Here is a 14,595-nt window from a genome sequence, read left to right on the forward strand (position 1 = left end):
ATCCCCGGGCGGGGCCGGGAAGCCATGGCCGCGATCGGCCGCGAGGGGGAAAACCGGGCATCCGGACAGCATCCCCCGCCGGGACGTTAAAATCAGCCGGACGGCGGTTTTGCCGCCTTCCGTTCAACTCACGCTGGATCATCATGCTCGACCCCACTCTACTGCGCAAAGAACTGCAAACCGTCGTCGACCGGCTGAAGAGCCGTGGCGTCGACTTCGACACGGAACGCTTCAACGCGCTGGAGTCCCGCCGCAAGGCCGTCCAGACGGAAACCGAATCCCTGCAGGCCAAGCGCAACGCGCTGGCCAAGCAGATCGGCCAGCTCAAGGCCAAGGGCGAGGATGCTTCGGCCGTGATGGCGGAATCGCAAGCCGTGCCGGTGCGCCTGAAGCAGCTGGAAGAAGACCTGGCCGAGGTGCAGCAGACCCTGAACGAGTGGCTGATGGCCATCCCCAATCTGCCCCACGCCAGCGTACCGGTGGGCGGTTCCAGCGACGACAACGTGGAAGTGCGCCGCTGGGTGCCCCAGCCCGCCGCCGACGGCAACCCGCGGCCGCTGGATTTCGAAGCCAAGGATCACGTCTCGCTGGGCGAACCGCTGGGGCTGGATTTCGACATGGCGGCCAAGCTGTCGGGCGCGCGCTACGCCTTCATGCGGGGCCCCATCGCCCGCCTGCACCGCGCGCTGGCGCAGTTCATGCTGGACCTGCAGACCAATACGCACGGCTATACGGAGTGCTATACGCCTTACATCGTCAACGCCTCGACGCTGTACGGCACCGGCCAATTGCCCAAGTTCAAGGACGACATGTTTGCCGTCAGCAAGGGCGGCGGCGATGACGATCCCAAGGTCGACGATCAAGGCAAGGCATACACCCGCGAGGACCAGTACCTGATTTCCACCTCGGAGATCACCCTGACCAGCGTGGCGCGCGACACCATCCTGGCCGACGCCGATCTGCCGCTGCGCCTGACCGCCCATACGCCGTGCTTCCGTTCCGAAGCCGGCAGCGGCGGCCGCGACACGCGCGGGATGATCCGCCAGCATCAGTTCGACAAGGTCGAAATGGTGCAGATCGTCCGTCCCGACACGTCCTACGACGCGCTGGAACAGATGGTCGGCCACGCCGAAAAGGTGCTGCAGCTGCTGAACCTGCCTTACCGCGTGATGCTGCTGTGCACCGGAGACATGGGCTTTGGCGCGGCCAAGACCTATGACCTGGAAGTGTGGCTGCCGGCGCAGAACACGTGGCGCGAGATTTCGTCGGTGTCCAACTGCGAGAACTTCCAGGCCCGCCGCATGCAGGCCCGCTTCCGCAATGCCCAGGGCAAGCCGGAATTCCTGCACACCTTGAACGGCTCCGGCCTGGCCGTGGGCCGTGCCCTGGTGGCCGTGCTGGAAAATGGCCAGCAGGCCGATGGCAGCGTCGTGGTGCCGGAAGTGCTGCGGCCGTATATGGGCGGGATCGAAGTCCTGGGTGCCCGGGGCGACGTGGTGGCCTGAGGCGTCAAACAACAAAAAGCGCTGCATGGTTCAAAACCATGCAGCGCTTTTTTATCGACTTCGATCAGGCCGCACGATGGCGGCCTGACGAGATCTAGTCCGGCGCGCGGTCAGGCGCGCCTGGGTTTAACGGTGCCAGCCGGGGCCGCCGTGAGGACCGCCGTGATAGCCGCCGCGGTAATAGGGGCGCGGGCCGCCATGGTAGTAACCGCCACGATATCCGCCGTAGATGACGGGACCGGGGTAGTAATACGGACGGGGCGCGACCACGACCGGGGGCGCATAGACCGGCGCCGCGTAGACAGGAGGCGGTGCCACATAAACCGGGGCCGGTGCAACATAGACGGGCGCCGGGGCCACCAGGGGCGGGATGCCGATGGCGATACCCACGTCCACACGCGCCATGGCCGCACTGGAAATCATCAGGGCGGCAGCCCCAAGTCCCGCAACGATCAAACGCTTATTCATGATGTTCCTACGCTTTGCCGCCTGAGCGGCCAAGTTAATGACAACGACCCCATTGTCCTTCAAACCTCCTGTTCCAGACCTTTCAGGGCAAGGAGAAGTGGCGACAATCCTATACAGCTTCCCGATAGGTTTGGGCTGTTTTGTGGATTTGGGGAATTTCTTGGATTTGACCGCAAGGGGAGGGGAGAAGTTCCGAAATCGGGTGAAACAGGTCGGAATTAAAGGGTCCGCGGACGTCGATTTTGCAATTGCTTACGTATTTGTGGGCGAGCGCTAGAGTGCCCTGTGGCGGCCTCGCGACGAATCATGATGTTACTAACTTTGAAATCACTGTTCGCTTTTGCTTGCAACTGCGCAATAAAGTTGTCGAATGACATCGGCACAATCCTGACCTGACTGATTCACTCAGCGCCGTCCATGGTGGGACCGGTGGAGGGATCGGTCCTGCTGTCAGGGGAAACACATCATGAATACTCGAACTGTTAATGGTTTCCGTGTGCGCTGCGCGGTCGAGGCCGTGAATCGCAAGTATTCGATCCAGATCTGGACGCGTAAATTGGGTGCCAACGCGCCGGAAAAGTGCTGGCCCCTGATGGATGGCCGCCATTTCTCCAGCCAGGATGAGGCGGAGAAAAGCTGCGCGGTGCTGTTCCAGGGCATCAGCGGCGTGCGCTCCAATGGCGAGCCGGAGTACTCGCGCACCGCAGCGTAAGTGCCGCTGCCGGCCTTTGCCTTGCCGGCGCACGCCGGCGGGAACGGTGCATTCATCGACACCTTCCGGCGCCGCCTATACACTGCCCGCTCGTCCAAGGGAGGGGCGGCGGCGTGCAATATGAAAACCTGTTCTGGGGCATGGCCACGATCGTCGGCCTGGCCATCGTGGGCGGCGGCGTGTTCGCCCTGCTGCGCAACGTGGGCAATTCATTAGGCGCCTGCGTGATTCTGGCTACCTTGAATGCCTGTGGGGTACTGTACTTCGCGGGCCACGGGCCCATCGCCGACCAGGCCACCTTGCTGGCCTTGGCGGCTTTCATGTTCACACTGGTGATTTCCGCCGCGGCCACCTTGGCCATGCGGCGGGTGTTCCGGCGAACGTAAGCTTCCCGGGCCTGATAAGGCCGGAGTGTCACGGTCGGCGTGCCTGGCGGCAGGTCGCCCGCAGCTTCCTGGCCATCCCGCAAGCCCGCTTCAGACGCCGAACCCTGACGCTTTACGCAAAGCCGACGACGCTGGCCCGGTCAAGGTCCGTACGAACTCGGCGGCCAGGTCCGGCGCGGCGGCGTGGGTGCAGACCGCGGCCGTGTAGACGGTGCTCAGGCCATAGCCGGACGGCAGATCGCCGACCAGGGTGACGCCCTGCGTGTAGCGGATCTCCGTCACCTGGGTGCAGCCGATGAGGCCGGGGCCGCCGGCCTTGGCCATGGCCGTCATCGCGGCATTGCCGTTGGGGAATTCATGGATACGGTCCGCCAGGCTTTCGTCCAGGCCCAGTTTTTTCAGGACGCCGGCGATGTGGATCCCGGCCGTGGACTGGGTCAGGTGCGGGACATACAGGCCGGTGCAGGCCTGTAGCGCCGAGCGCAGGGCATCGCCGTCGTGGACATCCACTGGCGGGCTGCCGGCGCAGACGGCCACGCCCGTTTCCACGCGTCCCAATGCCTGTGCACTGCCTGCGACGAGATGGCCTTGCTGGGTCAATTGGTCGATCAGTACCTGGGACAGGATAAGCAGATCGCAAGGGGCGCCAGCCAGGAGCTTGTCCCGCATGGTGCCGACCGCCCCGAAGGTGGGCTCAACCGTGCAGCCATGCGCGGCTTCAAAATCCGATCGCAGGCCGTTGACCACCGCTTGCGCGGCGCCGCCGCTGAATAAATGCAGTTCCATCGTGTTCCTTTTCGTCCTGTGTTGCCGGGCCTTTCATCGAGGCCCTGGTTTGCCTGAATAGGGGTAATGCCGCTCCTGAGGAGCATGTGGTTTTTAAGGATCCGCCTCGGATATGCTTCCATGCCGCACCGGGATCGCCTCTGCGGGTGCTAGCCGGCGTCCGTATCCTCGTCATTCATTGCTTGCATGATGCGGTCCGGTGTCAGCGGCATGTCGCGTACGCGCACGCCCAGGGCGGTGGCGACCGCGTTGGCGATGGCGGCGGCGGTGGGGCCCAGGGCGGCTTCGCCGGCGCCCAATGGCGGGGCGTCGACCTGGTTCACGATGTCGACGCTGACGGCCGGGATCTGGCTGAAGCGCATGATGGGATAGCTTTCCCAATCGCCATCGAGCAATCGGGTGGTGTCGAAGTGGGTGGCCTCCTGCAGCGTCCAGCTTGCCGCCTGCAAGGCGCCGCCCTCGATCTGCTGCCGCACGCCGTCGGGATTGATGGCCAGGCCGACGTCGACGGCAATGTGCAGGGCACGCAGGCGGACCTGGTCGTCGACTTCGACATGTGCCACGACGGCGCAGTACGCGCCAGTGCCCTTATAGCGAGCGACGCCGCAGCCTCGGCCGCGCACGCTGTCGGCGTTCTCGGGCGCGGTCTTGGCATCGCCGCCGGTGGGACTGCCGACATTCGACGACGAGGCCTTGGCGTCGCCGCCGGTGGCGCCGTTGGGGTTCGATGGCGCAGCCTCGGCATCGCTCGCATCGCTGCCCTGCCACGCCGCGCGCAGTACCGCCGCCATGCGGGGATCTTCGATGTGGGCCAGGCGGTAGTCGAGCGGGGAGGCATGCGCGGCCAGGGCCAGTTCGTCCATGAAGGACTCGATGGCGAAGACGTTGGCGTGGGCGCCCAGCGCGCGTAAGGCCGATGCCCGCAAGGGCACATCGCGGACCCGGTGGCAGGCGACGTCGACGCTGGCGAAGGCGTAGCCGGGCTCGGCGTTGCGATCCATGCCGCCGCCCGCGGCGCGGGGCGCGTCGACCGCGTCCAGTTTCGGGAAAGGCCTTGCCAGGTGCCAACTGCCAAGCAGGGTGGGCGAGGGCGCACGTCCGGGACGCAAGCCGTGGCCGGGGCTCCAAGCCTGATGGCGCCAGGCCAGCACATGGCCGTCGGCATCGACGTCGGCTTCCAGCTCGACGGCCATGGCCGGACCCAGTGGAGACCAGTTCAGTTCATCGGCGCGCGACCATTGCACGCGCACCGGCTGGCCGGGGCAATGGCCCGCCAACCAGGCGGCATCGTAAGCCACGTCGTCGGCGCCGTTATGGCCGTAGCAGCCGGCGCCCTGCACGTGTTCGACGACGATGGCGTCTTCGGGCCGGCGCAAGGCCAGCGCCAGGTCACGCCGCAAGTTATAGATTGACTGGCTATGCGTCCACACTTCCAGCCGAGTGCCATCATCCCGCGCCAGGGCGCAGGATGGGCCGATCGAAGCATGCTTCAGGAAAGGCCGCGAGTACGCTGCACGCAGGGTGCGAACGGGACCTGCCGCGCCGGCGTCGTTCCGCGACGTTTCGGTAACCAGGCCAGGGGCCTCGGCCCCCGCTGCGGCACCAGCACCGGCCTTAGCCCCGGCTTCGGCCGAGCCGTTCCCCAACCGTAAAGTCTCGCATGGCAGCGTCTTCAGCCATGCGGGCAGCGCGCTGTCGTCGGGCAGCGTGGCGGACTCTTCCCACGTGGCGTGCGCCGCCAGATGGACGAGGGCGCGTTCCGCGACATGTTCCTGCGTGGCGACGACCCCGACCAGCGTGCCGTCGCGGGCCACGCTGACGACGTCGGGCCATGCGGCCACTTCCGCCTCGTCCAGTGCCACCAATCGTGCGGCCGGCGAGGGTGGCCGCAGCATGCGCCCGTGCAGCAATCCCGGCAACTCGATATCGTGGATATAGCGATACCGTCCGTAGACCTTCTCGGCGATGTCGTCCCGCTGCCGCGACTGGCCGACTTCGCGATACGTAGCGCGCGTTCTGACCGATACATCCACGTCAACCGGCCGGTCCAGCAAACCGGGATCCAAATCCCAATAGCTGCCCAGGCGATCCGGCCCATGCAGGAACATGCCATCCTCGACCCGTACCGCTGCCGCCGGCACGCCATGCGCGGCCGCTACGTGGGCCAAGTACACCGCGCGTACCTGCGCGCAGACGTGACGCAGCGCCTCGCCGGAATGCTGGATCGACAAGCTGCCGGAGGTCACCGCTTCGTCGGGGCTGACGGCCGTGCGTGGCGCGGCCATCGCAATGCGCGCGAACGTCACCTCCAATTCCTCGGCGGCGATCTGCGCCAGGGCAGTGCGTATGCCCTGGCCGATTTCCACCTTGCCGGAACGCACCAGCACCGTACCCGCTGGATCGAACGCCAGCCAGGTCGACAGGCGCGGATTGGCGCGCAGGCTGAACGGCAAAGCATTGACGGCAGTGTCCATCATGATGAGTCACCGCCACCGCCACCGTCCCGCGCCGCCCGCGCCACCGCGCGCAGCACCCGCGGATGCGTGCCGCAACGGCACAAGTTGCGCTCCAGCCCCGCGCGCATTTCCGTCTCTGTCGGATGCGGACAGCGCCGTAGCAAGGCAACCGCCGCGATCATCATCCCCGACGTGCAGTAACCGCACTGCGCGGCCTGCTCCTCGATGAAAGCCCGTTGCACCGGATGCAGCGCCCGCTCGTCGCCCAGGCCTTCCACCGTCACGACCTCCTTGTCCGCCGCGGACCACATCGGCGTATCGCAGGCAGGCACCGCATGGCCGTCCATCATCACCATGCAGGCGCCGCACAAGCCCGCGCCGCAGCCATAGTGGCTGGCCTTCAGCCCAAACTCATTGCGCAGGACGTCCAGCAGGCTGCGGCTCGGGTCCACCCGCAACGACAGGGGCCGCCCATTGACGGTCAGCGCGATGCTTTCCACGCCCATCCTCAATCAACCGTGATATTGGCCGATTTCACGATCGCGCCCCACTTGTCGATGTCCTGCTTGAGGTAGGTGGTGAACTGGGCCGGCGTCATCTTCATTGGCGTGACACCGCTTTGCGCCCACACCGACCGGATATCCTGCTGTTCGACGATCTTCGAAATGTGCTCGTTCAGGAAATTCACCACGTCAGGCGGGGTGCCCTTGGGCGCCAGCAGACCCAGCCAGATCGTCGCTGTATAGCCGGGCACGCCCGCCTCCGCCATGGTGGGCGTATCGGGGAAAACGCTGGAGCGTTCCGCGCCGGTGGTCGCCAGCGCCACTACCTTCTTCGTCTGGACCAGTTCGGTCATGGTGCTGACCGCATCGAACATCATGTCGACCTGTCCACCCAGCACATCGGTGCGCGCGCCGCCGCTGCTCTTGTACGGAATGTGGGTAACGTTGATCGCGGCCATGTTCTTGAACAGTTCGCCGGCCATGTGATACGGCGTGCCCGTGCCCGACGATGCGTAATTGAGCTTGCCCGGCGACTGCCTGGCCTGCGCCACCAGTTCCTTGACCGACTTGATCGGCAGGCCCGCGCGTACCACCAGCACCAGCGGCGCCTCATTGACGGGCGCCACCGCGGTGAAATCCTGCATCAGGTCATAAGGCCGCTTCTTCAACAGCGTCTCGTTGACCGTCTGCGTATTGGACATCATCAGCAGGGTATAGCCGTCCGGCGCCGCCTTGGCGACGTACTGCGTGCCGATCACCGCGCCGGCGCCCGGCCGGTTTTCCACCACGAAGGACTGGCCGGTCTCCTGGCCCAGGCGCTGCGCCAGCACGCGCGCATAGACGTCGGCGGAACCGCCGGCGCCGAAGGGCACGATGATGGTAACGGGATGGCTGGGATACTTCTGGGCCCAGGCCAGGTTGGTGGTGGCGCTCCAGGCGGCCACCATTGCGAAGGCGGCCAGGCCGCCGCGCATCAAAGCGTTCATCGATTGTCTCCTCACGGCTCCTGTGGAGGCCGCGTATGTCACCGGACGCGCCGCCGCGTATGCTCGCGGTCGACGCGCATATTCGCGCTGCGCGGCTTACGCCACCGCGTTCTCCAGCGTCCCCAGGCCCTCGATCTCGATGCGGATGACATCACCCGACGACACGAAGCGCGGCGGCTTGAAGCCGATGCCCACGCCCGCCGGCGTCCCGGTGGCGATGACGTCGCCCGGCTGCAACTCCATGCCGGCCGAGATGGTTTCGATGATGGTGGGGATGTCGAAGATCAGATCCGACGTGTTGGCGTTCTGGCGCAGTTCGCCGTTGACCCAGCACTTCACGGCCAGCTTGGTGGCATCGACTTCGTCGCGCGTGACCAGGTAGGGACCCATGGGGCAGAAGCCATCCAGGGATTTGCCGAGGAACCATTGGCGATGCAATTTCTGCAGGTCGCGCGCGGTGACGTCGTTGACGATGGTGTAGCCGAACACGTGGTCGAAGGCGTCCGCCTTACGGATGCCGCGGCCGGCCTTGCCGATCACCACGGCCAGTTCGGCTTCGTAGTCGATCTGCTGGGTGACCTGCTTGTGCGGCGGAATCGGTGCGCCCGGACCGATCACGGTGGTGGCCGGCTTGGTGAAGACGACGGCCGCTTCCGGGGCGAGCTCGCCTTCCTTGGCGCTGCTGTCGAAGCCCGACTTGCTGAATTCGGCGGCGTGCTCGTGATAGTTCTTGCCGACGCAGAAGATATTGCGGCGGGGCTGATCGACAGGGGCCAGGATCTTGGCGCCGGCCAGCGGCTTGCCCGCACCCGCTGTACTCAGTTTTTCGCGCAGGCGGTCGAAATCATGTACCAGTTGGACCATGTCCCCCTTGAATCCCGGTGCCAGCTGGGATACTGGCCAAAATTGCTGCGACTGCGTGTCGACGAGGGCAATGGTGGGGGTTCCGTCAAGCGCGATATTGGCAAATTTCATGACTCGTAGATAATCCAATTGGTTGAGGCAAAGCGTAATTTAGAACCAAAATGGATCTTCATCAATACAATTCTTGATGGATTGTCTGACCAATTGGTTCATGTTGATGTAGAATCGCCAAGTCTATGGGAGTACCTGAACGTGGATGAACGGGTAGCGGGTTCCGCCGTGCGGTCCGAGGGCGCCAAGGAATTGGCGCGGTTTCTACAGGAAGAGATCAGTGCCGGCCGCTTGCGCGCGGGCGTCAAGCTGCCGCCGGAGCGGGAGCTGAGCCAGCGTTTCGGCGCGTCGCGCGGATCGGTGCGGCGTGTGCTGGCGGATCTGCGCGACCGGGGGCTGATCCGGCAATCGGTGGGCAGCGGTACGTTCGTGTCGGAGCAAGCCGAATCGTTGCTGGGTGCGCCGCCGGCCGCGGTGCCCTGGTTCCATGTGCCGGTCAGCCCGGCGGAACTGATGGAGGCGCGCCGCCTGGTCGAACCCTTGCTGCCGCCCATGATCGCGCGCAATGCCACGGCGGCTGACTTCTCCGCCATGCAGCACTGCATCGAGCAGTCCGAGGCGGCGACGACCATCGAAGGTTTCGAGCATTGGGACGGCGAGCTGCACAAGACCTTCGCGCTGGCGACTCACAACGCGTTTTTCATGCAGATACTGGAATTGACCAACCGCGCCCGGGAGCAGGGCGAGTGGGGACGCCTGAAGCGCAATTCACTGACGCCGCAGCGTCGCGCGGAGTATGAACAGCAGCACCGCGCCATCGTCGACGCGCTCCGCGACCGCGATGCGGCCCAGGCCGCTGCCTTGATGACGGGGCACCTGGAACAGATCCGCCGCAATCTCTTCGGTGAGTGAACACCAGGCCGTGGAGCCGGGGCAGCGCCTCCGGGCCATGGCTCGATTCAACTCCGCTGGCGCAAGATTACGCTACCGGCTTCTTCTGCCGATACGCATACGACGCATCGTATTTCGCCGTGATGTAGTCGCCGGCAATGATGGGTTCGTACTTGGGCGGCGCGTCCGGCGTGGCGCAATTGGGCAGGCATTCGACCACGGTATCGAAATCGGGATCGTAGAACACGGGAATGGAAAAGCGTTCCTGGCCCGACGCATTGACCACCCGATGCGGCGTCGAGACGAACAGGTCATTGGACCAGCGCGCCAGCATGTCGCCGATATTCACCACGAACGTGCCGTCGATATAGGGCGCGGACACCCAGTCGCCGCTGCGGTTACGTACCTGCAAGCCGCCGACGTCGTCCTGCCAGAGTATGGTGATGCAGCCGAAATCTGTATGCGGTGCCGCACCATACTGCTCGGCCCGCGCCTCGGGCGGCTGCGGTGGATAATGCAGCAGCCGCGCGCGCACCAGCGGATTTTTGTACATAGCGCGAAAAAAATCGCGTTTCAGCTCCAGCGACAGCGCAATCCCTTCGAGCACCCGCTGACCTAGCTCAAAGACGTGCTGGTAATAAGATTCCAAAATGGTGCGCCAGGTCTGTTCACTGGGCAGCCACTGGTTCATCCCCACCAAAGGCTTGCCTGCCAACACTTCCGGGTGATCCGGGGTGAAGGGATAAGCGAAATTGAAGCTCTCTTTCAAATCGGCAAGGCGTGCGCCTTCCAGCACGGTTTGCTTGAAAGCGACATAGCCGCGGTGCGCATCATTGATGGAAATCGATTTTTTGATTTCTTCCGGCAGGCGGAAAAAATACTTTGCGCACATATAGACCGCGCGCAGCAGATCGGCCGGGATATTGTGGTTGGATATGTAGAAAAATCCAACGTCTACCGCGGCTTTACGAATTTCTTCCGCAACCCGGAGCGCCCCTCTATGATCCTTTATATCGAACATCGGTCGAATGTCGACAATAGGGATAGATCCGAAATTACCTGATTGGGTCGCGGTCATTTAGCAAAACTCCTCGCCTTCTTTAAGCCGTTGAAGATGATGCGTAAGCGAACTTATCCGGTTAAGATTGTGCGGCGTTGAACTTGAAACATTGTAATCACCTTCATACAAATGTCCATGCATACGTTGAGCGCGGGAGTCCCGATGTACCACCAGATCGCGCAGGTGCTGCGGCGCCGTCTGGAAGCTGGTGATCTGGGGGCGGGTAATCAAATGGCGACCGAACAGGCGCTGTGCGATGAATTCGGTGTGAGCCGTACCACTGTAAGGCACGCGCTCAGTTATTTGAAGCGCGAAGGGTTGCTGAGCAGCCGCCGTGGCGTCGGTACGCGACGCGTGGAGGCGGGGCCGCGCAAGAAATATGTGCGCTCCAATGGCGATCCGCTGCATGCCACTTTGTCCAGCAAGCCACGCATATTGACACTGGGCCTGGCCCCGGCGCCGGCGCATGTGGCGCGCTTCCTGGGCCTGGAAGAGGGCGCCGACGTTTTCAAGATCGTGCGCATGCATGATCTCGATGGCGAACCGCTGTCGGTCGTAATCAGTTATATGCCCTCGTATCTGTCGAAAATCACGCGCGGTGCCATGCTGCGCGAATCCTTGCACGAGATTTTCTGGCATGACTTCGGCCTCAAGGTCGAAAAGAGCCTGCATACCGTACGCCTGAGCCGCGCGGATACCGATATTGCCGAGCTTTTGAAAATCGGTCTGGCCGATCCGGTGATGCATATCCAGGCGCAGACTTTCTTGCGCGGCGGCCAGCCCATACGCTGGACTGAAAACTATTTCTGCGAAGATCGCTACGAGTACACGGCCGAATTCGTCTGGGATCCTCCGCCACCTCGGCGCAGAGCGACAGCGGCCAAACCTGGGGAAAAAAAGTGATGTTGTCCAAGCTGTTGGGTGCCTTGCCCTCGAAGTTGTTCTCCAAGGCGCCACTTGCCAAGCTCGCCAAGCTCTTCAAGTCCGCACCGCCCAGCAAGCCGCAGTTTCCCTTGTCGCTGCGTTCCGCCGTGTCTCCCGCGCCATTTTCCAGCAAGCCCCTGCCCGGGGCCATGCTGGCTGCCACGGCCACGCTGCTGCTGGCCGCCGGCGCGCACGCCGCCGATGGCAGCAAGGATAGCCACACTGCCTATCCGCAAAAACCCATCCGCATCATCCTGGGCTTCCCTGGCGGCGGTGGCGCCGACGTGTTGCTGCGTTCGGTGACCCCTGGCCTGTCCGAAGAACTGGGCCAGCCCATCATCGTCGACAACCGCCCTGGCGCGGGCGGCAACCTGGCCATGGATGCCGTGGCGCGTGCCGAACCCGACGGCTACACCCTGCTGATGGGGTCGCCCGGCCTGGCCACCAACCCCTTCCTGTACAAAGACCTGTCTTTCGATCCGATCAAGGACTTCGCGCCCATCGGCATGGTGGGCAGCGTGCAGAACGTGCTGATCGTGCGGCCGTCGCTGCACATCGATACCGTTGCCGACCTGGTGCACTACGCCAAGGAACATCCCGGGGTGCTGAATTTCGGTTCCTCGGGTACCGGCACGTCGCTGCATCTGGCCGCCGAACTCTTCAAGCGCGATGCCGGCGTGAATATCGTGCACGTGCCCTATCGTGGCGGTCCGCCGGCCATGACCGACCTGCTGGGGGATCGCGTCGACATGATGTTCAACGTGTTGCCGCAGGCGCTGCCGCAGATCAAGGCGGGCAAGCTCAAGGCGCTGGCCGTGACGGCGGCGGAACGGTCCCCGACGCTGCCGGACGTACCGACGATGGAAGAAGCGGGCATCAAGGGCTATACGGCCACGACGTGGAATGGCCTGCTGGCCCCCGCGGGCACACCGCCTGCGATCGTCAACCGGATCAATGCCGCATTGAACAAGGTGCTGGCCGCGCCGGAAACGAAAAAGCGTTTCGACGACATGGGTCAGGACATCGTGATGGACACGCCCGCCGAGTTCGCGCAGATGATCAAGGACGAAACCGCCAAGTGGAAGGTCGTGATCCAGGAGGGCGGGATCAAGGCCCAATAGCGCCTGCCGGGTGTAGGAGGAATCATGACCAAGTGCCGACAAATGCGCGACCTGCTCAAGAGTGCAAGGCCGCTGATATCGCCGGGAATCTACGACGGCTACAGCGGCCTGCTGGCGCAGGCCATGGGTTTCAAGACCGCGTCCACCACGGGCGCGGGCCTGGCCAACTCGCTGCTGGGGCAGCCCGACATCGGCTTGTTCAGCCTGCGCGACAATGTGGATGCCTGTCGCCGGCTGACCCACGCCGTCGACATTCCGCTGATGGCGGACGCCGACACCGGCTACGGCAACGCGGTGACCGTCTTCCACGTGGTGCAGTATTTCGAGGAAGCCGGCGTGGTCGGCATCAATATCGAAGACCAGTTCATGCCCAAGCGCTGCGGCGCCATGCGCGGCAAGGAATTGGTCGAGCCGCTGGAAATGGCCTTGAAAATCGAGGCCGCGCTCAAGGCCAAGAAGGATCCCGACTTCATCATCAACGCGCGCACGGATGCGATTGCCGTCGAAGGCATCGAAGGCACGGTCAGGCGCGTGCGTGAGTATGTGGCCGCCGGCGCCGACATGATCTATCCCGATGCCGTGCGCACCGAGGACGACATCCTGCGCGTGCTGGAAGCCGCCGACGGCACGCCGGTGAACATCAATATGGGCTTCGGTATTCGCCAACGGCCCACCACGCCCTTGATCCCCTTCAAGCGCCTGGGCGAGATGGGCGTGGCCCGCATCAGCCTGCCGCGCTTCCTGCCGGCCGCCGCTTTGCACGGCATGCGCCAGGCGATCCTGGCTTTGCAGGGCGGCGTGCAGGGCGATGACATCATCGATCGCCCCGATCTGCTGGTCGGTATGCAGGACATCACCGACCTGGTCGGCTATGAACGTATTGCGGCCTTGGAAAGCGAACTGCTTTCGGCCGAGCAGTTGGCGCGCAAATACCATGAGGGTTCGCGCGACTATGTTGTCAAGGAACATTGATGCAAGTCAGTCGCTACGGCCCGTTTCCCTACATCCCCCAGCCCGCGCGCCCGCCGTTCAAGTTGCCCAACGGCGCCCGTGTGGCGCTGTGGATAAATCCCAATGTCGAATATTTCGGCCTGGACGATGTCATGCCGGGCGTGGTCAACGAGCGCATTGCCGCCGGCCACGCCAAGATTCCCAATGTGCGTAACTGGTCGGTGCGCGATTACGGGAACCGCGTGGGCGTGTGGCGCCTGATGGACACGCTCAGCCGCTACGGCATCCGCGCCAGCGCGGCGCTGAACAGCGAGCTCTGCGACCACCATCCGGAGATCATCGAGGAAGCCGTGCGGCGCGGCTGGGAGTTCATGGGACACGGCATCACCAACGCCATCCGCTTGAACGAGATGCCGCCCGAACAGGAACGCGAGGCCATCTTCCACATCGTCGATAGGATCGAGAAAGCGTCCGGCGTGCGGCCGACTGGCTGGTTGGGGCCGGGCCTGGCGGAGACGTGGAACACGCTGGAGTACCTGTCCGAGGCAGGCGTGCGCTATGTGTGCGATTGGGTCAATGACGACCAGCCCTACACGATGGCGGTGGGCAAGCCGGGCATGGTGTCCTTGCCGTATTCGGTGCAGACCAATGATGTGCCGGCCTATTTCGACATGAAGATGTCGGTGCCGGAATTCGAGGCCACGATCAAGCGGACGTTCGACACGCTGTACCGCGAGGGCGAGACGTCCGCCCGCGTCATGGCCATTGCCGTCCATCCTTTCGTGACGGGCTTGCCGCACCGCATCGGCGCGCTCGATGCGGCGCTGGAATACATCTGCAAGCACCCCGGGGTGTGGTTGGCTACCGGCCAGGAAATCGTCGAGCACTACCTGCAGAGCGATTTCGCCAAGGCCATGGCGCCGCGCTGAAC

15 protein-coding genes are annotated in these 14,595 nt (G+C 64.0%); 8 read left to right on the top strand and 7 right to left on the bottom strand.

Annotated features, from left to right (window positions below):
* Nucleotides 1-143 precede the first annotated feature (143 nt).
* Complete coding sequence (serS, locus tag CEY05_RS23750) at nt 144-1,505, top strand: serine--tRNA ligase (protein WP_088599726.1); 1,362 nt, start codon at nt 144-146, stop codon at nt 1,503-1,505.
* 126 nt (nt 1,506-1,631) lie between these two features.
* Here serS and CEY05_RS23755 read toward each other — a convergent pair whose 3' ends face one another.
* The gene (locus CEY05_RS23755) at nt 1,632-1,973 is read right to left on the bottom strand and encodes a virulence factor (protein ID WP_088599727.1); all 342 of its coding nucleotides are present in this window, start codon (nt 1,971-1,973) and stop codon (nt 1,632-1,634) included.
* A 466-nt stretch (nt 1,974-2,439) separates the two neighbouring features.
* Between CEY05_RS23755 and CEY05_RS23760 the strand changes: the two genes are divergently transcribed.
* Nucleotides 2,440-2,685 (top strand): hypothetical protein, encoded by a 246-nt coding sequence (locus CEY05_RS23760; RefSeq protein ID WP_088599728.1) that lies wholly within the window; start codon nt 2,440-2,442, stop codon nt 2,683-2,685.
* A gap of 113 nt (nt 2,686-2,798) precedes the next feature.
* A complete protein-coding gene (locus tag CEY05_RS23765; protein ID WP_143220610.1) occupies nt 2,799-3,071 on the top strand; it encodes a hypothetical protein in 273 nt (90 codons plus the stop codon).
* 90 nt (nt 3,072-3,161) lie between these two features.
* On the opposite strand, the gene CEY05_RS23770 is transcribed toward CEY05_RS23765, so the two are convergent.
* From CEY05_RS23770 to CEY05_RS23790, 5 genes are all read right to left on the bottom strand, one after another.
* Complete coding sequence (locus CEY05_RS23770; RefSeq protein ID WP_088599730.1) at nt 3,162-3,857, bottom strand: substrate-binding domain-containing protein; 696 nt, start codon at nt 3,855-3,857, stop codon at nt 3,162-3,164.
* Nucleotides 3,858-4,006: 149 nt separating this feature from the next.
* The gene (locus tag CEY05_RS23775; RefSeq protein WP_198952883.1) at nt 4,007-6,334 is read right to left on the bottom strand and encodes a xanthine dehydrogenase family protein molybdopterin-binding subunit; all 2,328 of its coding nucleotides are present in this window, start codon (nt 6,332-6,334) and stop codon (nt 4,007-4,009) included.
* The gene (locus CEY05_RS23780; protein ID WP_088599731.1) at nt 6,331-6,819 is read right to left on the bottom strand and encodes a (2Fe-2S)-binding protein; all 489 of its coding nucleotides are present in this window, start codon (nt 6,817-6,819) and stop codon (nt 6,331-6,333) included. Before CEY05_RS23780 ends, CEY05_RS23775 begins: the two co-directional genes overlap by 4 nt.
* Before the next feature lie 2 nt (nt 6,820-6,821).
* On the bottom strand, nt 6,822-7,802 hold the full coding sequence (locus tag CEY05_RS23785) for a tripartite tricarboxylate transporter substrate binding protein (protein WP_233161681.1): 981 nt from the start codon (nt 7,800-7,802) through the stop codon (nt 6,822-6,824).
* Nucleotides 7,803-7,898: 96 nt separating this feature from the next.
* Complete coding sequence (locus tag CEY05_RS23790) at nt 7,899-8,777, bottom strand: fumarylacetoacetate hydrolase family protein (protein ID WP_088599732.1); 879 nt, start codon at nt 8,775-8,777, stop codon at nt 7,899-7,901.
* Between the two features lie 141 nt (nt 8,778-8,918).
* Here CEY05_RS23790 and CEY05_RS23795 point away from each other — a divergent pair, with 141 nt between their 5' ends.
* A complete protein-coding gene (locus CEY05_RS23795; RefSeq protein ID WP_088599733.1) occupies nt 8,919-9,629 on the top strand; it encodes a FadR/GntR family transcriptional regulator in 711 nt (236 codons plus the stop codon).
* A gap of 67 nt (nt 9,630-9,696) precedes the next feature.
* Here the strand turns inward: CEY05_RS23795 and CEY05_RS23800 are convergent, their stop codons facing one another.
* Nucleotides 9,697-10,686, bottom strand: coding sequence for an isopenicillin N synthase family oxygenase (locus tag CEY05_RS23800; protein WP_088599734.1), 990 nt, complete (start codon nt 10,684-10,686; stop codon nt 9,697-9,699).
* A 144-nt stretch (nt 10,687-10,830) separates the two neighbouring features.
* On the opposite strand from CEY05_RS23800, the gene CEY05_RS23805 reads away from it, so the two are divergent.
* Genes CEY05_RS23805 through CEY05_RS23820 form a run of 4 tightly spaced genes read left to right on the top strand, consistent with a single transcriptional unit; the run spans nt 10,831 to nt 14,593 of the window.
* The gene (locus CEY05_RS23805; RefSeq protein WP_158219407.1) at nt 10,831-11,571 is read left to right on the top strand and encodes a GntR family transcriptional regulator; all 741 of its coding nucleotides are present in this window, start codon (nt 10,831-10,833) and stop codon (nt 11,569-11,571) included.
* Nucleotides 11,571-12,713, top strand: a complete 1,143-nt coding sequence (locus CEY05_RS23810; protein WP_233161682.1) for a tripartite tricarboxylate transporter substrate binding protein — start codon at nt 11,571-11,573, stop codon at nt 12,711-12,713. The genes CEY05_RS23805 and CEY05_RS23810 overlap by 1 nt, the downstream gene beginning before the upstream one ends.
* 24 nt (nt 12,714-12,737) lie before the next feature.
* The gene (locus tag CEY05_RS23815; protein WP_088599736.1) at nt 12,738-13,685 is read left to right on the top strand and encodes an oxaloacetate decarboxylase; all 948 of its coding nucleotides are present in this window, start codon (nt 12,738-12,740) and stop codon (nt 13,683-13,685) included.
* Nucleotides 13,685-14,593: a polysaccharide deacetylase family protein gene (locus CEY05_RS23820; RefSeq protein WP_088599737.1), complete on the top strand. Its 909-nt coding sequence runs from the start codon at nt 13,685-13,687 to the stop codon at nt 14,591-14,593. Before CEY05_RS23815 ends, CEY05_RS23820 begins: the two co-directional genes overlap by 1 nt.
* Nucleotides 14,594-14,595 lie beyond the last annotated feature (2 nt).

This window comes from Achromobacter sp. HZ34 (genome assembly GCF_002209485.1).
GTDB lineage: Bacteria > Pseudomonadota > Gammaproteobacteria > Burkholderiales > Burkholderiaceae_B > Bordetella_C.

Coding starts and splice junctions, on each gene's coding strand:
- CEY05_RS23820 (WP_088599737.1), top strand. CDS start 13,685: ATGCAAGTCAGTCGCTACGGCCCGTTTCCCTACATCCCCCAGCCCGCG.
- serS (WP_088599726.1), top strand. CDS start 144: ATGCTCGACCCCACTCTACTGCGCAAAGAACTGCAAACCGTCGTCGAC.
- CEY05_RS23810 (WP_233161682.1), top strand. CDS start 11,571: ATGTTGTCCAAGCTGTTGGGTGCCTTGCCCTCGAAGTTGTTCTCCAAG.
- CEY05_RS23760 (WP_088599728.1), top strand. CDS start 2,440: ATGAATACTCGAACTGTTAATGGTTTCCGTGTGCGCTGCGCGGTCGAG.
- CEY05_RS23780 (WP_088599731.1), bottom strand. CDS start 6,819: ATGGGCGTGGAAAGCATCGCGCTGACCGTCAATGGGCGGCCCCTGTCG.
- CEY05_RS23800 (WP_088599734.1), bottom strand. CDS start 10,686: ATGACCGCGACCCAATCAGGTAATTTCGGATCTATCCCTATTGTCGAC.
- CEY05_RS23775 (WP_198952883.1), bottom strand. CDS start 6,334: ATGATGGACACTGCCGTCAATGCTTTGCCGTTCAGCCTGCGCGCCAAT.
- CEY05_RS23790 (WP_088599732.1), bottom strand. CDS start 8,777: ATGAAATTTGCCAATATCGCGCTTGACGGAACCCCCACCATTGCCCTC.
- CEY05_RS23755 (WP_088599727.1), bottom strand. CDS start 1,973: ATGAATAAGCGTTTGATCGTTGCGGGACTTGGGGCTGCCGCCCTGATG.
- CEY05_RS23785 (WP_233161681.1), bottom strand. CDS start 7,802: ATGAACGCTTTGATGCGCGGCGGCCTGGCCGCCTTCGCAATGGTGGCC.
- CEY05_RS23805 (WP_158219407.1), top strand. CDS start 10,831: ATGTACCACCAGATCGCGCAGGTGCTGCGGCGCCGTCTGGAAGCTGGT.
- CEY05_RS23770 (WP_088599730.1), bottom strand. CDS start 3,857: ATGGAACTGCATTTATTCAGCGGCGGCGCCGCGCAAGCGGTGGTCAAC.
- CEY05_RS23815 (WP_088599736.1), top strand. CDS start 12,738: ATGACCAAGTGCCGACAAATGCGCGACCTGCTCAAGAGTGCAAGGCCG.